We start from the raw sequence: 23,051 nt of genomic DNA, 5'->3' as shown, positions 1-23,051 counted from the left end.
ACGCTCCGCCCCTCGCGATGGAACAGTCGTGACATCGAATCTGACGCAACGTCAGAAACCAAAGGACGGTGAACCCCCTTGGAATTCGGGCTCTTTGTGCAGGGATACGTGCCTGAGGCGCGGTCCAAGGTCGACCCCGAGGCAGAGCACAAGGCGCTGATCGAGGAGACCGAGTACGTCATCCAGGCGGACAAGTCAGGCTTCAAGTACGCCTGGGCCTCCGAGCACCACTTCCTGGAGGAGTACTCGCACCTGTCGGCGAACGAGGTGTTCCTCGGGTACCTCGCACACGCCACCGAGCGCATCCACCTCGGCTCCGGCATCTTCAACCCGCTGGCCCCGGTGAACCACCCCGTCAAGGTGGCCGAGAAGGTCACCATGCTCGACCACCTCTCCAAGGGCCGCTTCGAATTCGGCACCGGCCGCGGCGCGGGCAGCCACGAGATCCTCGGCTTCCTGCCCGGCATCGAGGACATGAACGGCACCAAGGAGATCTGGGAGGAGACGATCGCGGAGTTCCCCAAGATGTTCCTCCAGGAGGAATACGAGGGGTTCCAGGGCAAGCACTGGTCGCTGCCCCCGCGGAAGATCTTCCCCAAGCCGTACGGGAAGGCGCACCCGGCCATGTGGTACGCCGCCGGGTCCCCGTCCTCGTACGCGATGGCGGCCAAGAAGGGCCTCGGCGTGCTGGGCTTCAGCGTGCAGAAGGTCTCGGACATGAGCTGGGTCCTCGACCAGTACAAGACGGCCATCCAGGAGGCGAAGGCCATCGGCGCCTTCGTCAACGACAACGTCATGGTCACCTCGACGGCGATCTGCGCGGAGACGCACGAGAAGGCGGTGGAGATCGCGGTCAACGCGAACATGAACCGCTTCCAGTCGCTGGTCTTCCGCTACCACGACACCTTCCCGCGGCCGGAGGCGATTCCCCAGTGGCCGGAGACCCTCCCCGAATACAACGCGGAGATCATCGAACTCCTCATCGCGGAGGAGCTGCTGATCTGCGGTGACCCGTCGGAGGTCCGCGCGCAGTGCAAGCGCTGGGAGCAGGCGGGGGCGGACCAGCTGTCGTTCGGCCTGCCGACCGGGATCTCGTACGAGGACACGATGACCACGATCAAGCTGATCGGCGAGCACGTGATCCCGGCGATCGACACGGACCCGGTCCACCGCACGACGCGCTTCCGCCAGGCCGTCTGACCCGGCGGGGGAACGGGGCGGCGTCTTCCCGGACCGCCGTCCCCTACCGGCCCCGGCCGGGCGGCCACCGGCCGGGGCCCTTGGCCTCCGGCGGGGCTGAAAGATCCAGCCTCGCCGGCGTTTGAGGCGCGGGGTCTGGGGCGGAGCCCCAGGTCTTTCAGCCCCGCTGCGTTGAGGCGCGGGGCCGGGCCCGAGCCGCCGCCCCCGCGTACCGCAACGCACAAGGAGAAGGGACGTCATGCTCGACCACCTGATCAAGGGCGCGACCGTCGTGGACGGCACCGGCGCCCCCGCCCGCGTCGCAGACCTCGGAATCCGCGACGGGCGGATCGCCGTCATCGCCGCACCCGGGACCGTCACCGAAGAGGCCCGCACCAGCGAGGACGCCACCGGGCTGGTCCTCACCCCCGGCTTCATCGACCCCCACACCCACTACGACGCCCAGCTCTTCTGGGACCCCTACGCCACGCCCTCCATGAACCACGGCGTGACCACCGTGGCCGGCGGCAACTGCGGCTTCACCCTGGCGCCGCTCAACCCGGCCCGCCCCGAAGACGCCGACTACACGCGCCGCATGATGAGCAAGGTCGAGGGCATGGCCCTCAAGGCCCTGGAGGAGGGCGTCGACTGGACCTGGTCCACCTTCGGCGAGTACCTCGACGCGCTCGACGGCCGGATCGCCGTCAACGCCGGCTTCATGGTCGGCCACTGCGCCCTGCGCCGCCACGTCATGGGCGAGGACGCCGTCGGCGGACAGCCCACCCCCGAGCAGATGCAGCGGATGCTCGACCTCCTCCACGACGCCATGAACGCCGGCGCCTGGGGCCTGTCCACCACCCAGTCCTCCACCCACTCCGACGGCGCCGGCGCCCCCGTCGCCTCCCGGCACGCCAAGCCGGAAGAGCTGATCGCACTCTCCCAAGCGGTCGCCGAACACGAAGGCACCCAGCTCGAAGCGATCGTCGCCGGCTGTCTCGACCAGTTCGCGGACGAGGAGATCGACCTCTTCGTCGAGATGAGCGCCGCCGCCGGACGCCCCCTCAACTGGAACGTGCTCACCATCGACGCCTCCGTCCCCGAGCGGGTCCCGCGCCAGCTGATCCCCAGCGAGCGCGCCCGCAAGGCCGGCGGCCGGATCGTCGCGCTGACCATGCCGATCCTCACCCCCATGAACATGTCCCTCGGCACCTTCTGCGCGCTCAACCTCATCCCCGGGTGGGGCGAGATCCTCGGCCTGCCCGTCCCCGAGCGGATCGAGAAGCTGCGCGACGCCGGCGTACGGGCCGAGATGCTGCGCCGCGCCGACAGCAAGGAGGCCGGGGTCTTCCGGCGCCTCGCCAACTTCGGGCGGTACGTCATCGGGGACACGTACAGCAAGGAGAACGAGGGCCTCTCCGGCCGCGTCGCGGGCGACATCGCCGCCGAGCGCGGCCAGGACGCCTTCCAGTGCCTCGTCGAGATCTGCGCCAACGACGACCTGCGCACGATCCTGTGGCCGATGCCCACCGACAACGACCCGGCGAGCTGGGCCCTGCGCGCCGAGACCTGGCAGCACGAGGACGTCATGCTCGGCGGTTCGGACGCCGGCGCGCACCTGGACCGGATGTGCGGGGCCCCGTACACGACCCGGTTCCTGGGGGACTGCCTGCGCGGGCGCAAGCTCGTGCCGCTGGAGCAGGCGGTACGGATGCTCACGGACGACCCGGCCCAGCTGTTCGGGCTGCGCGAGCGCGGCCGCCTCGCCGAGGGCTACCACGCGGACCTCGTCCTCTTCGACCCGGAGCGCATCGAGGCCGGCCCGGCGACGCTGGTCCACGACCTGCCCGGGGACAGCCCGCGGCTGGACGCGCGGGCCATCGGCATCGTCTCGGTACGCGTCAACGGCGTGGAGACCATCCGCGACGACGAGGTGACGGGGGCCGTGCCGGGCATCGTGCTCAGGTCGGGCCGGGACACGAAGACGGTGAGCACCCGATGACGGATGCGGGTGCGGGTGCGCAGAGGCTCTACATCGGCGGCGAGTGGGTGGAGCCGGCGGGCGGCCACTACGAGGTGGTCAACCCGGCGGACGAGTCGGTGGTCGGGCTCGCGCCCGAGGCCTCGCGCGGGCAGGTCGCGGAGGCGGCGCGCGCCGCGGCCGAGGCCTTCGGGGCCTGGTCGCGTACGAGCCCCGAGGCGCGGGCGGCGATCCTCGACCGGGCCGCGGACATCATGCAGCGGGAGTTCGAGCCGTGGACGGCGCTGGCCCAGGCGGAGACGGGCGCACCGACCGGGATCGCCCGCGGCATGCAGGTCGGCGTCGGCGTCACCCGCTTCCGCCGGTATGCGCGCGGGGCCCTGGAACCCGTCGAGAAGGGCCTCCCGCCGCAGGTCACGGAGGCCGGCCCGATGGGGAAGGCGAGCATCCTGGGCGCGCTGGAGGTGCGCCAGCCGGTCGGCGTGGTCACCTGCATCACCTCGTACAACAACCCGTGGGCGAACCCGGCGGGCAAGGTGGCCCCGGCCCTGGCCATGGGCAACACGGTGGTGGTCAAGCCGGCCCCGCAGGACCCGCTGTCGGTGTTCAAGATGGCCGAGGCGCTCGCGGAGGCCGGAGTGCCGGCGGGCGTGGTGAACGTGGTGTCGGGCCAGGCGGTGGAGGTGGGCGAGGCCGCGGTGGACTCCCCGTACGTGGACATGGTGTCCTTCACCGGTTCCACGGGCGTCGGCCAGCGCATCGCGGAGGTCTGCGGCCGCACGATGAAGCGGCAGCTGATGGAGCTGGGCGGCAAGGGTGCGGCGATCGTCTTCGACGACGCCGACCTGGACGCGGCGGTGATGGGGATCGGCACGACCTTCTCCTTCTACTCCGGGCAGATCTGCACGGCCCCGACCCGGGTGATCGCGCACCGGGCGGTCCACGACCGGCTGATCGAGAAGCTCACCGGCTACCTGGCCTTCATGAAGGTCGGCGACCCGGCCGAGCGGGGCACGGTGGTGGGCCCGGTGATCTCGGCGGCGCACCGGGACCGCGTGGAGTCGTACATCGAGCTGGGGAAGAAGGAGGGCGCGCGGATCGCGTACGGCGGCGAGCGCCCGGTGGTGGGGGACGGCCGCGGCTTCTACGCCGCCCCGACCCTCCTGGTGGACTGCACGAACGACATGCGCGTGGTCCGCGAGGAGATCTTCGGCCCGGTCGTCGTGGTGGTCCCCTTCGACGGGGACGAGGAGGAGGCGATCCGGCTGGCCAACGACAGCGACTTCGGCCTGCTGAGCTACGTGTGGTCCGGGGACTCGGCGCGCGCGTTCCGTGTGGCGCGTCGGCTGCGGGCGGGCGGGGTCGGCGTGAACACCATCGGGCGGAACATGGAGGCCCCGTTCGGCGGCTTCAAGCGCTCGGGCGTGGGCCGGGACGTGGGCTCGTACGCGCTGCACGCCTACAGCGAGGTCCAGTCGATCGTCTGGACCGGCTGAGGGGACGGACGGACGGGGGGCGGGGCGGGGGATGACCCGCCCCGTCGCCGTGCCTCAGTCCTTGTAGTAGTCCGTCAGGACACAGCCCTTGACCAGGGCGGGTTCCTTCCGGAAGCCGCTCGGCGGGTTGAACTCCGGGTGGCAGTTCAGCATCAGCAGCCCGGCCTGCGGCTTCAGCAGCGCGCTCATGGCGTCCGAGCTCTCGGATCCCATGGCGAAGTCCTGACCGATGACGATGCCGCTGTTGGGGTTCCCGCCACCCTTCTTCGCGTCGACCTCGGCCTTGAAGGCCGTCTGGAAGACCTTCGGGTCCTTGATCATGTAGATGGTGGTGACGTTCCGCCTGCCGCAGTATCCGACCTCGGTGACGGAGTAGGACTTGCCGTACTCGGTCTTCGGGCCCTCGCTCGGTCCGTCGCTCCCGCGGTCCGGACTGATCGGGTCGCACTTGGTGTAGCCGTTGACGAAGCGGGCGGCCGCGGCCATGGTCGCCGCCTTGGGGAGCTTCTGGAAGGCGGTCCCGTCCTTGGGAGCGGATCCGTTGACCCCGCCGTTCTTCGTCGGGTTCTCCAGGGTGCCCTCGTTCGGGCCGCCGTCGGTGACGCCTCCGGTCCCCGTGTCGCCCCCGGCGCCGATGCCGACGACCGCCGGACTGCCCTCGCCTCCGCAGGCGGTGAGGGTGAGCAGTGCGGTGACGGCCGCGACCGAGGCCAGCAGTGATTTGGTACGCATGCGCGCTATCTCCCCCGTAAATGACCTTGAACGGCGGCGACTCTAGAGCTTGATCATGTGCACGGCAAACCGGCCCCGCGATGCCGTTACCACTGGTCACCACAAAGTCACGAGGGAAAGTTTGAAAACGGTCAAAACGGACATGGCTGCGGTTTCCGTATGGTGAAACCTTCGGGCCGGAGCCTGTTGAACCATGGATGCGGGCCCGTGTGAACCTTGTATTAAGCGCTCATGAACTGCCTCCGTCTCGGAATTCGAAGGCATTTGGGGATCCACGATTCCGGACGTCAATCCTCCAGATGTGGAATACGCACCATCTAACGTCCTGACACATGACTCAGCTGGACGTTCGGCCCCAGGCCGGAGACACGGTAAACGGCGTCGCCGAGGGCGATGTACGCGGCAAGGGCCTCGGCAAGGGGTCGGTCGGACTGGTCGGAAGTGCCGTCATCGGCATCTCCACCGTCGCCCCCGTCTACTGCCTGACCTCGACCCTCGGCTCCACCGCCGGTGAGGTCGGCATGCAGATGCCGGCGATCTTCCTGGCCGGCTTCCTCCCGATGCTCCTCGTCGCCTTCGCCTACCGCGAGCTCAACAAGGCCATGCCGGACTGCGGCACCTCCTTCACCTGGACCGTCAAGGCTTTCGGCCCGCGGATCGGCTGGATGTGCGGCTGGGGCCTGGTGATCGCCACGATCATCGTGCTCTCCAACCTCGCAGGCGTCGCCACCTCCTACTTCTGGCTGCTGGCCGGCGAGATCACGAACAATCCGTCGATCGCGGCCCTGGACGACAACAAGCTCGTCCACATCACCACCTGCCTGACCCTGATCGCCATCGCGACCGCCATCAGCTACCGCGGCATGACCGCCACCAAGGGCGTCCAGTACGCGCTGGTCGGCCTCCAGCTCGTCGTGCTCGCCATCTTCGTCGCGATGGCCTTCCAGAAGGCCTCCGCCGGCACCTTCGACACCGGCCTGGACTTCTCCTGGTCCTGGATGAACCCCTTCGCGGTCGAGTCCATGGCGGCCTTCACCGCCGGACTCTCGCTCTCGATCTTCATGTACTGGGGCTGGGACGCGTGCCTGGCCACCAACGAGGAGACCACCGGCTCCTCGAAGACCCCCGGCCGCGCCTCGCTCATCGCGATGGTCGTCCTGGTCGGCTCGTACCTCGCCACCGGCGTCGCCGCCCAGATGGCCGTCGGCTCGGGCGGCGAAGGCCTCGGCCTGGCCAACGAGGAGACCTCCGACAACGTCTTCGCGGCCCTCGCCGGCCCGGTGATGGGCCCGATGCTCGGCGTCCTGCTCTTCGTCGCCGTCCTGGCCTCCGCCGCCGCGTCGCTGCAGACCACCTTCATCCCGGTGGCCCGAACCGTCCTCGCCATGTCGACGTACGAGGCCCTGCCGGCCTCGTACGCCAAGGTCCACCCGAAGTTCAAGACCCCGGGCCGCGCCACCGTCATGGCGGGCGTCGCCACCGGCGTCTTCTACACGGTGATGACCCTGCTCAGCGAGAACGTCCTGACCGACACGATCTTCGCGCTCGGCCTGATGATCTGCTTCTACTACTCGCTGACGGCCTTCGCCTGCGTCTGGTACTTCCGCGGCGAGCTGCGCCGCTCCGGCCGCGACCTGCTCTTCAAGGGCGTCTTCCCCGCGCTGGGCGGCGTACTGCTGGCCGCGGTCTTCTTCAAGACCCTCTACGACATGTGGGACCCGGCCTACGGCTCCGGCTCCACCGTCCTCGGCGTCGGCAGCGTCTTCATCATCGGCGTCGGCCTGCTGGCCCTCGGCCTGGTCATCATGTTCGTCACCGAACGCCGCAGCCCGGCCTTCTTCCGCGGCGAGATCCTGACGAAGTCCACTCCGGCCCTGGTGGTCGAGGACTGACCTTCCCCCCTGCGCCCCCTCTGCGCTCCTGCTCCTGCTGTGTCGTCCCCGCGGCCCCGGATCGATCCCTTCGATCCGGGGCCGCGGGCGTATTCGGGGGCGGGGGGTGACCCGGGGCGTGCCGGGGTCGTTGGAATGGGCATGAACGCCATGAAGCGCACCCTTGCCGCCCTGGTCGTCTCCGGTGGCGCCGCCCTCGTACTCACCCCCGTCGCCGCGCACGCCGACGGGTCGGCCGGCCAGGCGCCGGCGGTCGCCGGACGCGTCCTCGACATCGTCGACCACCCCGCTCAGACCGTGCAGGACACCAAGACGGCGGTGGGCGTGACCGCCGCGGCGGCCGGTTCCGCCACGAAGGGCACCGGTACGGCCCTGTCCGGGCTCCCCAAGACCCCGAAGGTCGACTGACCTCAGCGGGTGGCGGTGATGACCAGGACCAGCGGGATCTCGCGGGCCGTCGCCTCGCGGTAGGCCGCGTACGAGGGCATCGCGGCCACCACCACCGGCCACAGGCGGTCCGCCTCGGCCGGGGTGGCGCGGCGGGCGGTCGCCGGGAAGGTCTCGGCGCCGACCTGGAGGGTGACGGCCGGGTCGGCGGCCAGGTTCAGGTACCACGCCGGGTGGCGGTCGGCGCCCGCGTTGGACGCCGTCAGGACGTACGCACCCCCGTGGCGTACGTAGGCCAGCGCCGTGCGGCGCAGTTGCCCCGACCTCCGGCCCCGCGTGGTCAGCAGCAGGTCCGAGATCCCGGGCCGCGGCCGCCCGGCGGTCTCCTCGAAGCGGCGGATGTGCTCGGCGACCCAGGCGTTCGGGCTGTCGGTCACGATGCCGGCCGCCGTGCCTGCCCCGGTGCCCGTCGCCGTGCCTGCCCCGGTGCCCGCCCCGGTGCCTGCCCCGGTGGCCGCCGTCGTGCCCGCCCCGGTGGCCGCCGTCGTGCCTGTGGTGGTCATGCGGGGCCCACCCCCGCGTGCGCGGCGTGCAGGGTCGGGGCCGCGGCCTCGTCCACCACGGCTCGGGCGAAGCCCGCGTGGGTGATCCGGCTCGCGGCATCCGCCGGCACCGGGGCGGTGTAGCCGCCCGCCTCCGCACCGCCCTCGGCGAAGTCCCCGGCCGGGCTCAGCGCCACCCAGTCCAGCTCCGCCGGAGCCTGCGCCCGCAGCGCGGTGGTCCCGGCCGCGTGGCCGACGTAGAACTCCCGCCACTCCTGCGGATAGCCCGGCGTGTCCATCAGCAGGGCGCCCGACGTGGTGGGCAGTACCGAGGCCAGTCCGACCACCACGAGCCGCCGCACCCCCGCCTCGGGGAGTCCCGCCGCCAGTGCCTTGGCCGCGGCCGGGAAGAAGACCCCGGGGGCCGCCTGCGGGTCGTACACCGCGGCCACCGCTGCGTCGTGCCCGGCCGCCAGCCGCGCCACGTCCGCCGCGGAGGTCACGTCCCCGTCGGCCCGGCCCGCCTCGGTGACCTCGTACCCGCGCGCCCGTGCTTCGGCGACGACGGCCCGGCCGACGCGGCCGCCGGCCCCGAACACGATGAGCTTCGCCGTCTTCGTCGTCTTCTCGCTGTTGTCCGTCATGTGGGCGAGCCTAGGAAAGGGTGTGGTTACCGATCGGATACCGCCCTAGCGTGTGGATCATGAGCGAACCGCAGCCCGTACCGCCGCCGGAACCGTTGGACCCGGAGATGTTCGACCCCGTCTGCCCGTCGCCGCTGGTCCCCTTCCGGATCGGCGACAAGTGGGCCACGCTGATCCTGCGCTGCCTGGAGGGCGGCCCCCGCCGCTTCTCGGAACTCAAGGTCCCGCTGCCCGGCATCACCGCCAAGTCCCTGACGCAGTCGCTGCGCGGGCTGGAGCGGGACGGCTTCGTCGTACGGGAGGAGTACGAGACCCCCGAGCGCCGCGTCACGTACGCCCTCACCCCGCTGGGCCGCGGCCTCCTGGGCCCGCTGGACGCTGCGTGCGAGTGGACGCGGGAGCACTGGGACGAGCTCATCGACGCCCAGGAGGCCGGGCTTTCGGGTGCGGTGGGTCAGCCCCAGGTGCGGGAGCAGAGCACGAGGCGGTAGCCGTCGGGGTCCTCGACGGTGACCCCCCACTCGTCCCAGTACGGATTGTGGGAGGCCACGCGCGTCCCGCCGTGCTCGACGAGCCGCTGCACGAGGGCCTCGTCCGGCGGCTCGCCGAGGTAGACGACGAAGAGGTCGTCGACGGTGGGCGCGGGCGCGATCGGGTTCCCGGCGTCCCGGGTCAGCTCGAAGTGCCAGCCGCCCCCGGCGGGCCCGACCATCAGCAGGTCGTGCTCACCGGGCACGCTCTGGGAGCTGCGCCACTGCACCTCCAGCCCGAGCCCGTCGACGTAGAACCGCTCGGCGGCCCCCAGGTCGAGGGAGGGCCGGGCGACGCGGACATGAGTACGTGAATCGATCATGCACAGCAGCGTACGACCCACCCTGCCAGGGGACCGGAATATGCCGTGAGGTACGGGAGTTGCACGCGAGGCACGCGCCGACCGAGATCCGGAGATGACATGACGACCGATACCGACATGGCCAGTGACGCGGACCGCTCGTTCCTCTTCGTCCTGGGCAGTTCCCGTCCTGACGGCAACACCGAGATCCTGGCCCGCGCCGCCGCCGAGCAGTTGCCCTCCGGCATCCCGCAGCGCTGGGTGGATCTGGCGAAGCTGACGCTGCCCGACTTCCAGGACGGCCGGCACGAGAGCGAGTCCTGGCCGGTCGGGGAGGCTGAGGAGGAGCTGCGGCGGGCCACGCTGGAGGCCACCGACATCGTGCTCGTCTCGCCCCTGTACTGGTACTCCGTCTCCGCGAACACCAAGCGCTACCTCGACTACTGGTCGGGCTGGCTCGGGGTTCCCGGCATGGACTTCAAGAAGCGGATGGCGGGCCGGACCCTGTGGGGGGTCACCGTCCTGGCCCACGAGGAGGAGGTCGTCGCCGACGGGCTGGTCACCACCCTCAACCACACGGCTGCCTACATGCGGATGCGCTTCGGCGGCGTACTCCTCGGCAACGGCTCACGCCCCGGTCAGGTACGGAACGACGAGCAGGCGATGGTCCGCGCCAAGACCTTCTTCGAGCGCGAGACCCCGCCGGCCCGGTTCCCCTACGAGGCCTAGCTCAGCAGCCGGCGGTGACCCCGCCCAGGAAAACGCCCCAGGTGGCGGGGGTCACGGCCAGCTCGGGGCCGGCCGTCACCTTGGAGTCCCGGATGTGGACGGCGTCCGTACAGGCTGCGACCTCGACGCAGCTGTCGCCCTCGCTGCCGCTGTACGTGGACTTGTGCCAGGAGAGGGCGACCTCGACGCAGTCGTCGCCGTCGCCGCTGCTGTAACTGCTCTTGAACCACCGGAGCTGGGAGCTGTTCACAGGGATCCTCGCATTCGCTTCAACAGGCCCGCGCTGTCCGCCGGATTGAGGGCCTGGATGCGAAGTTTGGCATACCGCTGATGGAGGAGACTGAGGTCTTTCGGGTCAGATAGCACCCGGCCCGACTGCTGCCCCTCGCTGTATCCCACCCATTCGTGGTCCTCGGTTTCGAGGAGGCGGAAGGGGCCGCCGAGGCCCGCGTGCTCGGGGCTGATCAGCGGCATGATCTGCAGATCGACGTTCGGGAGCTGGGCGCACTCCAGCAGGTGGTCGATCAGCTGACGGGTCACTTCCGGGCCGCCGGTCTGCCGCAGGATCACCGCTTCGTCGATGATGAAACTGAAGACCGTGTACGGAGTACGGGTCAGGAGTTGCTGCCGGGCCAGGCGGGCCACGATGCGCGCCTCCACCTCCTCCGGAGTGGGCGGCGGAAGAACGTCACCGATCAGGGCCCGGGCGTAGGACTCCGTCTGTAACAGCCCCGGAATCGACCGGCACTCGTACGTGTTGAGGGTGACGGCCCCCTCCTCCAGCTCCGCCCACCGCCGGAACCAGGACGCGAGCCCGCGCCGCCGCGCCAGCTGCCTCGCCGCGATGTCGATGACACCGAAGGTGTCCAGCACCGACTCGGTCTTGTTGATGAACTTCGGGGACGGGTGACGGCGGCCCTGCTCCACGGAGCCGACGTACTGGACCGAGTATCCGATCAGGGGAGCCAGTTGCTCCTGGGTCAGGCCGGCGCGTTTGCGGGAGGCCTTGACCGTCTCGCCGAAGCTGCGCAGATTGTCATCCGGTTCGACCTCGCCGTCACCGCTGTTGTCGGCACTCACCATGGCGGTCACCTCCCAGACAGGAATGTTCACGCACGGTGACTGCGACTGTCCAGGGCGGCGACTCGTACAGTTGGTTTGTACGAGTTCCCTTGTTGTTGAACGAGCCTGGCCAGGCGGGACGTTGGTTGCATGAACGCACCCTCCGGCCACCCCCAGGCCCTCGTACGCACGTTCACTCAGCGTTTCAGCTCCACCCGCCGCGGGGCCCGCCTCGCCCGGCAGCTCGCCCTCGTCGAGCTGCACGACTGGGGCATCCCCGAGTCCACCGCGCTCTCCGCCGACGCCGGGCTCCTCGTGGCCGAGCTCGCCGCGAACGCCGTGGCCCACGGCCGGGTCCCGGGGCGGGACTTCGAGCTGCGGATGGTGCTGCTGGAGGGCGTGCTGCGGGTGGAGGTGTCCGACGCGCGCCACGACCGCCGGCCCGCGGTGCAGCCGCACGCCTACCAGGCGGAGTCCGGCTACGGCCTGCGCATTGTCGACGCCGTCGCCACCGACTGGGGAGCCGTGGACCGCCTGATCGGCAAGACGGTCTGGGCCGAGCTCCGTGCGGATGTCGCCCGACCGGCCGAATTCTTCTCAACTGGCGGATAATCACTGTTACTCGTCCGTATGTCGACTGAAAGGGACTTTTCTCATAATCAGTCGTGACCTATCGGCTACGCTCCCCGCACGCCCGGCCGTATCAACGTGGCCGTGCAGTCAGCTAGGGGTGGGATTCATGCAGGTCGTGGCGGTCATCAACTACAAGGGCGGGGTGGGTAAGACCACGCTCACCGCGAACATCGGGGCGGAACTCGCGTATCGGGGGAAGAAGGTTCTCCTCATCGACCTCGATCCGCAGGCGAGTCTGACGTTTTCGCTGGTGAAGCCGGATTTCTGGGGTGCCCACCTTCAAGCGAAGAGGACGATCAAGAGCTGGTACGACTCGTTCACCGAGGATTCCTCGCCCATCGAGCTTTCCTCTCTGATCCTGAGGGCGCCCCACATCGGGCCCGTCGCCGGGGCCCTGCATCTGATCCCCTCCCACCTGGGGTTGATCAACGTGGACCTGGAGCTGGCCACGGAACTGGGTGGAGGGACGCTCAAGCAGACGCAGAAGAAGTACCTGCGTGTGCACCGCCGGCTCGCCGACGGCCTGGCGGAGGACTTGTTCCAGGAGTACGACCTGATCCTGATCGACTGCCCGCCGAACTTCAACATCGTGACGAAGACAGCCATCGTCGCCAGCGACCACATCCTGATTCCGGCGCGGCCGGACTATCTTTCAACCCTGGGTATCGACTACTTGCAGCGCAGCCTCGCCGAGCTGGTGGGCGACTTCAATGCCTATGCGAAGGAGTCCGACGGTGAATCGGACCGTCAGATCGACCCGTCGTTGATCGGTGTCGTGTTCACGATGATGCAGTTTTATGCGCAGCGGCCCATTCAGGCGCTACGGCAGTACATCAATCAGACCAAAGCCCTCGGGGTTCCGGTGTTCGATACGTACGTAAGGGACGACAAGACGCTGTTCGCAGATGCTCCCGAGGTCGGTAAGCCGCTGGTACTGCAGGCCCAGGGGCCGGACCGCAAACAGCGCTTGGTCGGTGAGCTGGAAGACATGGTGACCGAGTTCAGCCGTCGGATCGGGTGGTAGTCACGTGGAGCCGTCGATCGATCTCTCCCACGCCGTGCTCCAGCGGGTGGGCGCGTTTCTGAAAACCCTCACGCCGCAGGAAGTCGCCGATCTGGCGGAAGGCAGGGCCGGACTCAGTCTGACCACTCGCCATCCGCGTCCGGGGAAGCCGGGCGGAAGGGGCGCGTTGCCGGATCCCGACTATGTCCGGTCCGTGCTTCTCGGCAAGAGCTCCCGCGAGGAAGGTCTCGCCCATCTTGAGGAGTTGGGCCTGAGCAGGGCCGGACTGGAGAAGCTGGCGCGTGCGCTGGACCTGCCGGTGGCCCGGTCCGATCGTGTCGACCGGCTGAAGGAGCGGATCGTCGAGGCGACGATTGGCTACCGGCTGAGGTCCGGGGCCATCAAAGGGGATCTGACCGCGGATGGCGGCAGCGGACCCAAGGCGGCCGAGTCATCCGCGCCGTCCAGGGCACGTGAGGTGCCGGAGGGGCAGGGGGTGACGGAGGTCGCCGCCGGCACCACCACGCCTGGGGTCCCTCGGACGGCCCAGCCCTAGACGCGAATCCGCGCCTCGCTTGCGTCTGCGCTGTCCGGGCATGCCGTCCGTGATCAGCGAATCCGGCCCCTCCGCCGAAGGGATTTCGCCCCGACGGCCAGGCGGGCGGCCAGCCTCAGCGGTCGCGATACACCTCGCGCCGGTGCCCCACTGCAAGCACCCAGATGATCAGCTGGCCGTTCTCGACGGAGTAGACCACGCGGTGGTCGCCGATGCGGAGGCGCCAGCGCGACGCATGACCTTGCAGGGCTTTGATGTCGAACGCTGCAGTGTCTCCAGCCGTGAGGGCCTTCTGCAGTTCGGCGAGCCGGTGCAGGATCCGCACTGCGTCAAGTCGGGGGACCTTGAGCAAGTCGCGCTGTGCGTGTGGGGTGAACCGAGTGACGTAGCCCATCCGTCAGGCCTGCTGGTCGCGGAGGATGGCGGCCATTTCCTCAAGCGACACGGACCCCTCGATGCCCTCGCTCTCGGCCTCGTCGGCCAGCCTGTTCAGCCATGCGTCCTCGGCGTCGTCGGCGAGGCGGCGAAGCCGCTGGTACTCGTCGATGTCGATCACGACGGCTTCCTGCTTGCCGCGGCGCGTGATGATCGTGGGGATGCCTTCGCGGCGTGCGCGGTCTATGGCGTCCGCGAGGTGGCTGCGCACTTCTGCCATGGACTCGATCACAGGCTCGCTCATGCAATCAATGTACCAGATGTACATGAAGCGGCCCGTGGCTGAGGGCGTCAGAGGTACTGGGCGAAGTTGTCCAGGGTGCGGAGGATCTCCGGCTCGGGGGACGAGGGGAGCTGGAGGACGACCTCCTCGATGCCGAGGTCGGCGTAGTGGCTCAGTTTCCCGGGGTTGGGGTGGACGGCGTACGGGACCACCTGGAGGGACTTCGGGTCGCGGCCGGCGGTTTCCCAGACCTGGCGGAGCACCGGGATGGACTCGGTGAGGCCGCGGCCGCCGATCGGGAGCCAGCCGTCGGCATGGTCGGCGATGGCGGCGAAGAGCTTGGGGCCGGCCGCGCCGCCGATCATGGTGCGGGGGCCGTACAGGGGGGCTCCGGGGGCGAGTTCGCGCGGGGCCTGGACGGGCTTCGGGTAGGCGGAGCTCGCCTGGACGGAGGAGAAGTGGCCGACGTAGGCCGCGGGCTCGGGGGCCCACAGGGTGCGCATCAGTGCCATGCGGTCGCGGACCAGTTCGCGGCGGGTGCGCCAGTCGACGCCGTGGTCGGCGGCCTCCTCGACGTTCCAGCCGTAGCCGATGCCGAGGGTGAAGCGGCCGCCGCAGAGGTGGTCGAGGGTGGCGACCTGCTTCGCGAGGCCGATCGGGTCGTGCTGGGCGACGAGGGTGATGCCGGTGCCGAGGTGGAGCCGTTCCGTCACGGCGGAGGCCTGGCCGAGGGCCACGAAGGGGTCGAGGGTGCGCCCGTACATCTCGGGGAGTTCGCCGCCCATGGGGGCGGCGGTGTCGCGGGTGACCGGGATGTGGGTGTGCTCCGGGAGGTAGAGGCCGGAGAAGCCGCGCTCTTCGAGGCTGCGGGCGAGGCGTACGGGCGAGACGGTGCGGTCGGTGAGGAAGATGGTCGTGGCGATCCGCATGGGTGCTGGCACCTCCGAGACGTGGGACTGGCCACGGTACGGGGTGGAGGTTGGATTGTTGAGGGGGCGTCAGGAGGGCAGTCGGTCGCCCGCTCAGCCGCGGGGGTAGCGGGCCAGCCAGCCCGGGGTCGAGAGCGTGGCGCTGTGGAGGGTCGGGCCCTGGGTCATCTCCAGGGCGAAGTCGTCGGCGAGTTCCAGCAGCGTGGCGCGGGCGCGGCCTTCGAGTTCGGCGAGCCAGGGGGCCGGGAGGGCGGTCTCGCCGTGCAGGGCGCCGAGCAGGGCCCCGCACAGGGCGCCGGCGGCGGTGGAGTCGCCGCCGTGGTTGACGGCGAGGCGCAGGCCGTGCGGGACGTCCTCGGCGACCAGGGCGCAGTAGACGGCCACGGCGAGGGCGTCGGCGGCGTCGTGGCCGCTGTCGCTGTCGCCGTCGCCGGCGCCGCCGTGGGAGAGGGCTTCGACGGCCGCGGGGCCGGGGGCGCCCTGGGTGACGGCCGCCAGGGCGCGCTGGAGGGCGTCGGTGACGGGCTGGTGGCCGGGGCGGACGCCCAGCAGGCCGAGGGCGCGCTGGACGGCGGAGTCGAGGGAGTCGCCGCGGGTCAGGCCGTGGACGATGACGGCGAGGGCGCCGGCCGAGAGGCAGGCGGTGGGGTGGCCGTGGCTCTGCGCGGCGCATTCGACGGCGAGCTGGAGGACGAGGGCGGGCTCCCAGCCGACGAGCAGCCCGAAGGGGGCCGAGCGGGTGGCGGCGGCCGCGTCGCGGGCGGTGGGGTTCTTCGGCTGGTCGAGGGTGCCGAGGACTTCGTCGGCGAAGCCGGTCAGGCAGGCGCGTACGGGGCCGCGGCGGGCGTAGAGCCACTCCTCCTGCGCGAGCCAGCCGTTGTCCGCGCGGCGCTCGTCGGGGCCCCAGTCGTGCTGGGTGGCGGCCCAGCGCAGGTACGCGCGGTGGAGGTCGGTGGGCGGGTGCCAGGCGCCGGTGTCGCGGCGTACGTGGGCCCGTATCAGCCCGTCCACGGTGAAGAGGGTGAGCTGGGTGGCGGCGGTGACGGTGCCGGGGCGGCGCCGCGCCTGGGCGGGGGCGGGCTCGGTCAGGCCCGCCGGGCCGTGTTCCTCGCGGATGGCGTCGAGGGAGAGGCCGGCGAGGGGCGCGCCGAGGGCGTCGCCGAGGGCGGAACCGAGGAGGGTGCCGCGGACCCGGCCGCGGAAGTCCTGCTGCTGGGCGCGGCCCCACAGTGCGGTGGTCGTGCCGGCAGAGGTGCCCGCAGCGGTCGTAGTCGTCGTATTCATGCCGTCCCCCCGGTTCTGGCGCTGCACTTTAACGGACACATTCGATCGGACCCGGAAGGAGTCCACCACGCCGCCCGTAAGTCGCTGAAGAACGGCCGGAATGCGAGCAGTTCGGACCCTCGTCCCGACAGGTGGGACGTGGTAGTGAATTCTTGATCAACATCTGATCGCGCCATGCCAAGCTCTGACACGTGAAGACTCATCTCTTGCGCGGCTCCTTGATCACCGGAGCCCTGGCAATCCTGTGCTCCCTCCTGTTCGCCCTCCCGGCGAGCGCGGCGTCCTACGACGACTGCGCCGCCGGAAAGCTGTGTCTCTACAGCGCCGAGAACGGCGCGAGCGCCAGTGCGGCCCCGGCCGACCAGCCCCTCAAGGACCAGCCGTCGACTGACCCGACGCACGGCACCCTGAGCTACACCGGCTGGGACGACAAGACCGTCTCGGTCTTCAACAACACCGAGTACTGGGCGTGCCTGTACGCGGACACCCAGTACGGCTCGACCGTGCAATCCGTCAAGCCCAACTGGAAGGGCAACCTCTCCCTGACGAGCACCACCCTCCAGGGCAAGGTCAGCTCCCACAAGCTCGTGCCCTCCAAGGCCCTCTGCTTCACGGGCTTCGAACGCTGCCCGGACGACAAGGTCTGTGTCTTCAAGGAGCGCAACGGCCGCGGCGCGATGAAGGCGTACGCGCCAGCCGATGCCGCCAACGCGTACGGAACCGAGCTCGGCGGCCCCGCGCTCTCCACGCGCAACCGCACGAACCAGCGCGCCTGCTTCTACAAGGGCGAGACGCAGACGGGCACCTGGACCCAGCCCGGGGAGACCACCCAGTACCGCGCGTTCGCCGTGCTCAGCGGGGACACGACCACCCTGCCCACGACCTTCCTCTCCCACAAGCTCTCGACGAAGCCGGACTGCTCCTGATGACCACATCCACCCACCGCCCGCACTTTCTGGTCACCGCCGTCGTCGTCAGCCTCAGCGCGTCGCTGCTGATCGCCGTACCCGGCTCGTCGAGCGCCGCCGAGGAACCGCTGCTCGTCCCCGCACTCAACGGGTGGACCGCGCAGTCCGACAGTCGGGTCGTCAGCCCGGGTGTCGAGCACTTCCGCTACAAGGAGACCAACAAGGCCGCCGCGCGCGCCCAGCCCCGCGAGCTGAACATCCTGCGGATGGACCCGGCCAAGCACCCCTTGCGCCTGGAGAGCACGTACGGCACCGCGGCGGGCGTCGCGGAGACCGTCCGGTCCCAGCTGGACGTCATGGACCCTGACCCGATCGCCGGGACCAACGGCGGATACTTCCTGCCCGATGGGGGGGAGGGCATCCAGAGCTTCGGCGCCTCCGCCCGTGACGGCGTGCTGCTGGGCGCGAGCTGCAGCGAGAACAAAAACCGGTACAGCGCCGTCCTCCAGTACGGCATCCCGTACATCACCAAACTGAAGACCGTGATGTCGGTGTCGAGCGACAAGGACGCCACGACCAAGTACGACCTCGACGACATCAACCGGAACCCTGGGATTGCCATGGGATGCCCGCGCGAAGCGGGCGACACCACGGTGTCGTACACCGACGACGGCGGCGACGAGCACACGGCCTATGCGGACCCGACGGAGTTCGTGCTCTTCACCGACAGCTACACGAGGCCGACACCACAGCGGGACCTCAACCCGTACGTCGCCTCGGATGACCAACTGGGTTACGAGGTCGTACTGGACGCCAACGGCCTGATCACCGAGGGCGGGTCGCGCGCCGGACGCACCGTACCGAAGGGCCACCGCATCCTCCAGGCGATCGGCACCGCCGAGACGGCGTGGCTGGCCGACCAGCACGCCAAGCGCGCCACGCTGAAGGTGGACCAGAAGCTCATGGACCTCGGGGTCCCCGGACTCGACCGGCTGATCACCCTGGACGAGTCCGTGGACATCCTCGCCGGCGGCGAGCAGCTCATCTTCAACGGCGTGAACCAGTTCAAGGCCAAGGAGGACGACCCAAAGGGAATCACCATCGAGTACGGCTCGTGCTCACGTATCTACGGGCCGGACGGGGTCAAGAAGAAGACGGCGGCGGCGGGCGACACCTGCAGGTCCTCGCGCACCGTCATCGGAACCGACCAGTACGGACGTACCGTGCTCGCCACGATCACGGGCCCCCGTGACACGTACTCATTCGACGGTGCCTTTTACGGGGAGCTCACCGCGTCCCTGGGCGAGCTCAACGTGATCGACGCCCTCAACCTCGACGGCGGCGGCTCCTCGACCCTGCTGACGCCCGTCCTTCCGACGGAGACGACGACCCTGATGTCGGGATTCACCCGGCAGAGCGGCACCACGGACGGGGCCGGCGACGCCGGCGAGCGCGCGGTCGCGGACGCCGTGTACGCGGGTCAGGGCGGTCGCCCCATCCCGGTGCCGTAGCCGGGCACCCTTCCGAACGGACAGGGGGCGGGCCTGATGCCGTGAGGGCGTCGCCGTCGCCGGCGCGGGCGCCGGCGGCGTACGGCACGCCCGCGCCGAGTGGCGTGCCTCCGGTCGGGGCGGTGGCGCGGAGGGTCGCGGGTGGCGGCCGGGCGTCGGGCCCCCGGCGGAGGCGTGGCAGGGCGGCCCGGAGGTGAGCGGAGAACGGCCGGAAAGCGAACACTTCCGGCCGCCGACCTGGCCGATGGCACGTTTTGCCACTCGCCTTCGACTCGGCCGGTCCCCGCCACACCTCGTTCATCGGACGTTTCCCGCCGCCGCCCAGTGTCGGCGGCATGAAGAAGGCACTGCTCGCCGCGACCGTCGTCGCCTCCGCTCTCACCGCCTCCCTGGTCGCGGCCCCCACCGCCTCCGCCGCAGGCTGGGACCTCCCCTGGTCCGGCCACCACCACCAGAACAACAACAGCCGGTCCTCGATCCCCTTCACCGAGGCCACCGTCACCGCCGGCGCCGACGGCTCCTTCACCCTGAACTGGAAGGCCCACGGCACCAAGCGGGTCGAGATCAAGGCGAACGGCAAGGTCGTCGCCAAGGGCGGCGCCCAGGGCCGGGCCGTGGTCACCGGGCTGCCCGCCGCCGACCGCCAGTGGTTCGACTTCAAGCCCGAGCGCGGCGGCAGCCTGCGCCTGGCCGACCGGCTGATCAAGCTGTCGGGGACGAGCAACTTCCGCGACGCGGGCGGCTACCGCACCACCAACGGCCAGTGGGTCAAGATGGGCGAGATATACCGCTCCGACGCCCTCGACAAGCTGACCGCCGACGACCTCGCCAAGCTGGAGCGCCTGCGCGTCAAGACCGTCTTCGACCTGCGCATGCAGGACGAGCGCACCAAGGACGCCGACAAGGTCCCGGCCGGCGCCACCTACGTCGTCGCCGACGTCTTCGCGGGCTCCCCCGCCTTCCAGACCATGCCCAAGACGCCCGACGAGGCGGTCAAGGCCATGGTCGACGCCGAGAAGGTGATGGTCGGCGGGGAGGGCGGCAAGAAGGCCTACACCCAGGTGTTCACCGGCATCCGGAAGGACGACGGCCGCAGCGTCCTCTTCCACTGCACCGCCGGCAAGGACCGCACCGGCTGGGCGAACGCCGCCCTGCTCACCGCGCTCGGCGTGCCCGGCGAGACCGTGATGGCCGACTACCTGGCCAGCAACGACTACCGCAAGGCCGCCAACGACGCGATCCTCTCCCACCTCCCCGCCCCGCAGGCCGCCGTCTACAAGCCGCTGCTCGACGTGCGCCCGGAGTACCTGAACTCCGGCTACGACGAGGTCAAGGCGCAGTACGGCTCCTTCGACCGCTACCTGAAGGACGGCCTCGGCGTCGACGGCCGCGAGCTGAAGCAGCTGAAGAAGGATCTGCTCGTCGGCTGACCCGAACCGAGCAGCCACGAGGAGCAGCCTGGCCGGGACGGACCCCCGCCGGGCTGCTCCTCGTAGCATGCGGGCTCAGTCCAGTACGGGCAGCAGCTCCGGCAGGTGGCCGTCCGAGGCGCGGGCCGCCAGCTGCCGCTCCTGCGACACCTCCCCGTACAGCGTCGTACGGGCCTTCGCGGGCCGCCCGGCCGCCTCGGCGACCGCGATCAGGTCCTGGACCGACTTGTACGAGCCGTAACTCGACCCCGCCATACGCGAGATGGTCTCCTCCATCAAGGTTCCGCCCAGGTCGTTCGCCCCCGACCGGAGCATCTCGGCGGCGCCCTCCGTGCCCAGCTTCACCCAGCTCGTCTGAATGTTGGTGATGTGCGGGTGGAGCAGGATCCTGGCCATCGCCGTCACCGCGCGGTTGTCGCGGACCGTCGGACCGGGCCGGGCGATGCCCGCCAGGTAGACCGGCGCGTTGGTGTGGATGAACGGGAGCGTCACGAACTCCGTGAAGCCGCCCGTCTGCTGTTGGATCCGCGCCAGCGTGCGGAAGTGGCCGAGCCAGTGCCGGGGCTGGTCCACGTGCCCGTACATCATCGTGGACGAGGAGCGGATGCCGAGCTCGTGCGCCGTGGTGACGACGTCGATCCAGTCCGCCGTCGGGAGCTTGCCCTTGGTGAGCACCCAGCGGACCTCGTCGTCCAGGATCTCCGCCGCCGTGCCCGGGATGGAGTCCAGTCCGGCCTCCTTGGCCGCCGTCAGCCAGTCCCGTACGGACATCCCCGTACGCGTGGCGCCGTTGACGACCTCCATCGGGGAGAAGGCGTGCACGTGCATGCCGGGGACGCGCTGCTTCACCGCCCGCGCGATGTCGAAGTACGCCGTCCCGGGCAGGTCCGGGTGGATGCCGCCCTGCATGCACACCTCGACCGCGCCGACGTCCCAGGCCTGGGCGGCCCGGTCGGCGACCTGGTCGAGGGAGAGCGTGTACGCGTCGGCGTCCGTGCGGCGCTGCGCGAAGGCGCAGAAGCGGCAGCCGGTGTAGCAGACGTTCGTGAAGTTGATGTTCCGCGTGACGATGTACGTGACGTCGTCGCCCACGACCGACTTGCGCAGGTCGTCGGCGATCCGGCACAGCGCGTCGAGCGCCGGCCCGTCCGCGTGCAGCAGCGCGAGCGCCTGCTCGTCGGTGAGCCCGGTGGGATCGTCGGCGGCCTGCGCGAGTGCGGCGCGCACGTCGGTGTCGATGCGCTCGGGCACCATCCCGGGCGCCGCCGCCTCCCGCAGCGCCTCCCAGTCGCCGTAGACCTCGTCGAAGTCGTCGCGCCGGTCGCCGGTGCGGCCCTCGGTGTCGATGGTGGCGTGCAGGTCGGTGCGCCCGTACGCGGTGAAGCCCTCGTCGGGCTCCTGCCACGGCCTGCCCTCCACCGTGGCGGCCTCGTCCGCGAGCCCGGTCTCCGCGTCGGCCAGGGCGCGCACGTGCGGCAGCAGCCGGGGGTCCAGCCAGGGCTCGCCGCGCTGGAGGAACTCCGGGTAGATGGTGAGGCGTTCGCGCAGCTCGAAGCCGGCGGCGGCGGTGCGCTCGGCCAGCTCCTCGATGTGCGGCCAGGGGCGCTCGGGGTTGACGTGGTCGGGGGTCAGCGGCGAGACCCCGCCCCAGTCGTCGATGCCCGCGCCGATGAGCAGGGCGTACTCGGCGTCCACCAGGTTCGGCGGAGCCTGGATGCGGGCGCTCGGGCCCAGGATGTGCCGGGCGACGGCGATGGCGGCGGCCAGCTCCTCCAGCTCCGCGTCCGGCATGCCGCGCATGGCGGTGTCCGGCTTGGCGCGGAAGTTCTGGACGATGACCTCCTGGATGCCGTGGTAGGCGCGCTGGATCCGCCGGAGCTCGAAGAAGGCCTCGGCCCGCTCCTCGTAGGACTCGCCGATCCCGATCAACACGCCGGTGGTGAAGGGGACGTTGGAACGGCCCGCGTCCTCCAGCACCCGCAGCCGGACGGCCGGGTCCTTGTCGGGGGAACCGTGGTGGGGGCCGCCGGGCTCGGACCACAGGCGGGTGGCGGTGGTCTCCAGCATCATGCCCATGCTGGGCGCGACGGGCTTCAGCCGTTGCAGATCGGACCACGACAGCACGCCGGGGTTGAGGTGCGGCAGCAGGCCGGTCTCTTCGAGGACCCGGATGGCCATGGCCCGTACGTAGGCGAGGGTGTCGTCGTAGCCGTGCGCGTCGAGCCACTCGCGGGCCTCGGGCCAGCGGTCCTCGGGGCGGTCACCGAGGGTGAAGAGCGCTTCCTTGCAGCCCATCGCCGCGCCCTGGCGGGCGATGTCGAGGACCTCGTCGGGGGAGAGGTACATGCCGTGGCCGCTCCCCCGCAGCTTGCCGGGCACGGTCACGAAGGTGCAGTAGTGGCACTTGTCGCGGCACAGGCGAGTCAGCGGGATGAAGACCTTGCGCGAGTACGTGATGACGCCGGGCCGGCCGGCGGCGGCGAGCCCGGAATCCCTTACGCGGGCGGCGGACGCGGCGAGGTCCCGCAGGGCCTCGGGGGGGGGGGGGGGGGGGAGGGGGGGGGGGGGGGGGTAGGGGGGGGGGGGGGGGGGGGGGGGGGGTTTGTCCAGCGAGTGGAACACATTCCTGTAGCATACGTCCGCGAGCTGCGGCCGGTCCTCCGTCA

The 23,051-nt window shown here is 70.4% G+C and carries 23 protein-coding genes and 1 pseudogene; 13 read left to right on the top strand and 11 right to left on the bottom strand.

Annotated elements, in window-relative coordinates; genetic code table 11:
- The first annotated feature begins 78 nt into the window (after window positions 1-78).
- The 3 genes from ACZ45T_RS37150 to ACZ45T_RS37140 all read left to right on the top strand — a co-directional run bounded on the left by ACZ45T_RS37150 (window position 79) and on the right by ACZ45T_RS37140 (window position 4,653).
- Window positions 79-1,200 (top strand): LLM class flavin-dependent oxidoreductase, encoded by a 1,122-nt coding sequence (locus ACZ45T_RS37150; protein WP_468448574.1) that lies wholly within the window; start codon window positions 79-81, stop codon window positions 1,198-1,200.
- 238 nt (window positions 1,201-1,438) lie between these two features.
- Window positions 1,439-3,178: an N-acyl-D-amino-acid deacylase family protein gene (locus ACZ45T_RS37145; RefSeq protein WP_468448573.1), complete on the top strand. Its 1,740-nt coding sequence runs from the start codon at window positions 1,439-1,441 to the stop codon at window positions 3,176-3,178.
- A complete protein-coding gene (locus ACZ45T_RS37140) occupies window positions 3,175-4,653 on the top strand; it encodes an aldehyde dehydrogenase family protein (RefSeq protein ID WP_468448572.1) in 1,479 nt (492 codons plus the stop codon). The genes ACZ45T_RS37145 and ACZ45T_RS37140 overlap by 4 nt, the downstream gene beginning before the upstream one ends.
- Before the next feature lie 54 nt (window positions 4,654-4,707).
- Here ACZ45T_RS37140 and ACZ45T_RS37135 read toward each other — a convergent pair whose 3' ends face one another.
- On the bottom strand, window positions 4,708-5,385 hold the full coding sequence (locus ACZ45T_RS37135; RefSeq protein WP_468448571.1) for a hypothetical protein: 678 nt from the start codon (window positions 5,383-5,385) through the stop codon (window positions 4,708-4,710).
- A 332-nt stretch (window positions 5,386-5,717) separates the two neighbouring features.
- Here ACZ45T_RS37135 and ACZ45T_RS37130 point away from each other — a divergent pair, with 332 nt between their 5' ends.
- On the top strand, window positions 5,718-7,277 hold the full coding sequence (locus ACZ45T_RS37130) for an APC family permease (protein ID WP_468448570.1): 1,560 nt from the start codon (window positions 5,718-5,720) through the stop codon (window positions 7,275-7,277).
- 141 nt (window positions 7,278-7,418) lie between these two features.
- On the top strand, window positions 7,419-7,685 hold the full coding sequence (locus ACZ45T_RS37125) for a hypothetical protein (protein ID WP_468448569.1): 267 nt from the start codon (window positions 7,419-7,421) through the stop codon (window positions 7,683-7,685).
- A gap of 2 nt (window positions 7,686-7,687) precedes the next feature.
- On the opposite strand, the gene ACZ45T_RS37120 is transcribed toward ACZ45T_RS37125, so the two are convergent.
- A complete protein-coding gene (locus ACZ45T_RS37120) occupies window positions 7,688-8,227 on the bottom strand; it encodes a nitroreductase family deazaflavin-dependent oxidoreductase (RefSeq protein WP_468448568.1) in 540 nt (179 codons plus the stop codon).
- Window positions 8,224-8,850: an NAD(P)-dependent oxidoreductase gene (locus ACZ45T_RS37115; RefSeq protein WP_468448567.1), complete on the bottom strand. Its 627-nt coding sequence runs from the start codon at window positions 8,848-8,850 to the stop codon at window positions 8,224-8,226. Before ACZ45T_RS37115 ends, ACZ45T_RS37120 begins: the two co-directional genes overlap by 4 nt.
- A 59-nt stretch (window positions 8,851-8,909) precedes the next feature.
- Between ACZ45T_RS37115 and ACZ45T_RS37110 the strand changes: the two genes are divergently transcribed.
- The gene (locus ACZ45T_RS37110; protein WP_468448566.1) at window positions 8,910-9,341 is read left to right on the top strand and encodes a winged helix-turn-helix transcriptional regulator; all 432 of its coding nucleotides are present in this window, start codon (window positions 8,910-8,912) and stop codon (window positions 9,339-9,341) included.
- On the opposite strand, the gene ACZ45T_RS37105 is transcribed toward ACZ45T_RS37110, so the two are convergent.
- On the bottom strand, window positions 9,305-9,703 hold the full coding sequence (locus ACZ45T_RS37105) for a VOC family protein (RefSeq protein WP_468448565.1): 399 nt from the start codon (window positions 9,701-9,703) through the stop codon (window positions 9,305-9,307). The two genes, ACZ45T_RS37110 and ACZ45T_RS37105, sit on opposite strands and share 37 nt — an antisense overlap.
- Before the next feature lie 99 nt (window positions 9,704-9,802).
- On the opposite strand from ACZ45T_RS37105, the gene ACZ45T_RS37100 reads away from it, so the two are divergent.
- Complete coding sequence (locus ACZ45T_RS37100; protein ID WP_468448564.1) at window positions 9,803-10,411, top strand: flavodoxin family protein; 609 nt, start codon at window positions 9,803-9,805, stop codon at window positions 10,409-10,411.
- Between the two features lies 1 nt (window position 10,412).
- Here the strand turns inward: ACZ45T_RS37100 and ACZ45T_RS37095 are convergent, their stop codons facing one another.
- Both ACZ45T_RS37095 and ACZ45T_RS37090 read right to left on the bottom strand, forming a co-directional pair.
- Entirely contained in the window at window positions 10,413-10,661 is a 249-nt protein-coding gene (locus tag ACZ45T_RS37095) for a DUF397 domain-containing protein (RefSeq protein ID WP_468448563.1), read from the bottom strand.
- Window positions 10,658-11,494: a helix-turn-helix domain-containing protein gene (locus ACZ45T_RS37090; RefSeq protein WP_468448562.1), complete on the bottom strand. Its 837-nt coding sequence runs from the start codon at window positions 11,492-11,494 to the stop codon at window positions 10,658-10,660. Before ACZ45T_RS37090 ends, ACZ45T_RS37095 begins: the two co-directional genes overlap by 4 nt.
- 129 nt (window positions 11,495-11,623) lie before the next feature.
- On the opposite strand from ACZ45T_RS37090, the gene ACZ45T_RS37085 reads away from it, so the two are divergent.
- From ACZ45T_RS37085 to ACZ45T_RS37075, 3 genes are all read left to right on the top strand, one after another.
- Window positions 11,624-12,085, top strand: coding sequence for an ATP-binding protein (locus ACZ45T_RS37085; RefSeq protein ID WP_468448561.1), 462 nt, complete (start codon window positions 11,624-11,626; stop codon window positions 12,083-12,085).
- Window positions 12,086-12,212: 127 nt separating this feature from the next.
- A complete protein-coding gene (locus ACZ45T_RS37080) occupies window positions 12,213-13,130 on the top strand; it encodes a ParA family protein (RefSeq protein WP_468448560.1) in 918 nt (305 codons plus the stop codon).
- Between the two features lie 4 nt (window positions 13,131-13,134).
- Window positions 13,135-13,665: a hypothetical protein gene (locus tag ACZ45T_RS37075; protein WP_468448559.1), complete on the top strand. Its 531-nt coding sequence runs from the start codon at window positions 13,135-13,137 to the stop codon at window positions 13,663-13,665.
- A 115-nt stretch (window positions 13,666-13,780) separates the two neighbouring features.
- On the opposite strand, the gene ACZ45T_RS37070 is transcribed toward ACZ45T_RS37075, so the two are convergent.
- From ACZ45T_RS37070 to ACZ45T_RS37055, 4 genes are all read right to left on the bottom strand, one after another.
- Window positions 13,781-14,059: a type II toxin-antitoxin system RelE family toxin gene (locus tag ACZ45T_RS37070; RefSeq protein WP_468448558.1), complete on the bottom strand. Its 279-nt coding sequence runs from the start codon at window positions 14,057-14,059 to the stop codon at window positions 13,781-13,783.
- 3 nt (window positions 14,060-14,062) lie between these two features.
- Entirely contained in the window at window positions 14,063-14,344 is a 282-nt protein-coding gene (locus ACZ45T_RS37065; RefSeq protein WP_468448557.1) for a type II toxin-antitoxin system Phd/YefM family antitoxin, read from the bottom strand.
- 47 nt (window positions 14,345-14,391) lie between these two features.
- Window positions 14,392-15,252, bottom strand: a complete 861-nt coding sequence (locus ACZ45T_RS37060; protein WP_468448556.1) for a TIGR03619 family F420-dependent LLM class oxidoreductase — start codon at window positions 15,250-15,252, stop codon at window positions 14,392-14,394.
- 93 nt (window positions 15,253-15,345) lie between these two features.
- On the bottom strand, window positions 15,346-16,536 hold the full coding sequence (locus ACZ45T_RS37055) for an ADP-ribosylglycohydrolase family protein (RefSeq protein WP_468448555.1): 1,191 nt from the start codon (window positions 16,534-16,536) through the stop codon (window positions 15,346-15,348).
- Window positions 16,537-16,727: 191 nt separating this feature from the next.
- Here ACZ45T_RS37055 and ACZ45T_RS37050 point away from each other — a divergent pair, with 191 nt between their 5' ends.
- From ACZ45T_RS37050 to ACZ45T_RS37040, 3 genes are all read left to right on the top strand, one after another.
- A complete protein-coding gene (locus ACZ45T_RS37050) occupies window positions 16,728-17,462 on the top strand; it encodes a peptidase inhibitor family I36 protein (RefSeq protein WP_468448554.1) in 735 nt (244 codons plus the stop codon).
- Window positions 17,462-18,955 (top strand): phosphodiester glycosidase family protein, encoded by a 1,494-nt coding sequence (locus ACZ45T_RS37045; protein ID WP_468448553.1) that lies wholly within the window; start codon window positions 17,462-17,464, stop codon window positions 18,953-18,955. Before ACZ45T_RS37050 ends, ACZ45T_RS37045 begins: the two co-directional genes overlap by 1 nt.
- Window positions 18,956-19,290: 335 nt before the next feature.
- Window positions 19,291-20,385: a tyrosine-protein phosphatase gene (locus ACZ45T_RS37040; RefSeq protein WP_468448552.1), complete on the top strand. Its 1,095-nt coding sequence runs from the start codon at window positions 19,291-19,293 to the stop codon at window positions 20,383-20,385.
- 75 nt (window positions 20,386-20,460) lie between these two features.
- On the opposite strand, the pseudogene ACZ45T_RS37035 reads toward ACZ45T_RS37040, so the two are convergent.
- Window positions 20,461-22,914 (bottom strand): annotated as a pseudogene (locus ACZ45T_RS37035) (bifunctional FO biosynthesis protein CofGH); the annotation flags it as partial.
- Window positions 22,915-23,051 lie beyond the last annotated feature (137 nt).

Source organism: Streptomyces sp. NPDC030995 (assembly GCF_055571215.1).
The sequence above is the reverse complement of the archived record's forward strand: the minus strand, read 5'-3'. Positions and strand labels throughout refer to the sequence as shown.

Bases quoted from the DNA above. Each gene is read 5' to 3' on its own strand.
- ACZ45T_RS37040 (WP_468448552.1), top strand. From the start codon at position 19,291: ATGAAGAAGGCACTGCTCGCCGCGACCGTCGTCGCCTCCGCTCTCACC.
- ACZ45T_RS37140 (WP_468448572.1), top strand. From the start codon at position 3,175: ATGACGGATGCGGGTGCGGGTGCGCAGAGGCTCTACATCGGCGGCGAG.
- ACZ45T_RS37085 (WP_468448561.1), top strand. From the start codon at position 11,624: ATGAACGCACCCTCCGGCCACCCCCAGGCCCTCGTACGCACGTTCACT.
- ACZ45T_RS37115 (WP_468448567.1), bottom strand. From the start codon at position 8,850: ATGACGGACAACAGCGAGAAGACGACGAAGACGGCGAAGCTCATCGTG.
- ACZ45T_RS37145 (WP_468448573.1), top strand. From the start codon at position 1,439: ATGCTCGACCACCTGATCAAGGGCGCGACCGTCGTGGACGGCACCGGC.
- ACZ45T_RS37135 (WP_468448571.1), bottom strand. From the start codon at position 5,385: ATGCGTACCAAATCACTGCTGGCCTCGGTCGCGGCCGTCACCGCACTG.
- ACZ45T_RS37070 (WP_468448558.1), bottom strand. From the start codon at position 14,059: ATGGGCTACGTCACTCGGTTCACCCCACACGCACAGCGCGACTTGCTC.
- ACZ45T_RS37060 (WP_468448556.1), bottom strand. From the start codon at position 15,252: ATGCGGATCGCCACGACCATCTTCCTCACCGACCGCACCGTCTCGCCC.
- ACZ45T_RS37090 (WP_468448562.1), bottom strand. From the start codon at position 11,494: ATGGTGAGTGCCGACAACAGCGGTGACGGCGAGGTCGAACCGGATGAC.
- ACZ45T_RS37105 (WP_468448565.1), bottom strand. From the start codon at position 9,703: ATGATCGATTCACGTACTCATGTCCGCGTCGCCCGGCCCTCCCTCGAC.
- ACZ45T_RS37100 (WP_468448564.1), top strand. From the start codon at position 9,803: ATGACGACCGATACCGACATGGCCAGTGACGCGGACCGCTCGTTCCTC.
- ACZ45T_RS37120 (WP_468448568.1), bottom strand. From the start codon at position 8,227: ATGACCACCACAGGCACGACGGCGGCCACCGGGGCGGGCACGACGGCG.
- ACZ45T_RS37055 (WP_468448555.1), bottom strand. From the start codon at position 16,536: ATGAATACGACGACTACGACCGCTGCGGGCACCTCTGCCGGCACGACC.
- ACZ45T_RS37065 (WP_468448557.1), bottom strand. From the start codon at position 14,344: ATGAGCGAGCCTGTGATCGAGTCCATGGCAGAAGTGCGCAGCCACCTC.
- ACZ45T_RS37110 (WP_468448566.1), top strand. From the start codon at position 8,910: ATGAGCGAACCGCAGCCCGTACCGCCGCCGGAACCGTTGGACCCGGAG.
- ACZ45T_RS37130 (WP_468448570.1), top strand. From the start codon at position 5,718: ATGACTCAGCTGGACGTTCGGCCCCAGGCCGGAGACACGGTAAACGGC.
- ACZ45T_RS37045 (WP_468448553.1), top strand. From the start codon at position 17,462: ATGACCACATCCACCCACCGCCCGCACTTTCTGGTCACCGCCGTCGTC.
- ACZ45T_RS37080 (WP_468448560.1), top strand. From the start codon at position 12,213: ATGCAGGTCGTGGCGGTCATCAACTACAAGGGCGGGGTGGGTAAGACC.
- ACZ45T_RS37125 (WP_468448569.1), top strand. From the start codon at position 7,419: ATGAACGCCATGAAGCGCACCCTTGCCGCCCTGGTCGTCTCCGGTGGC.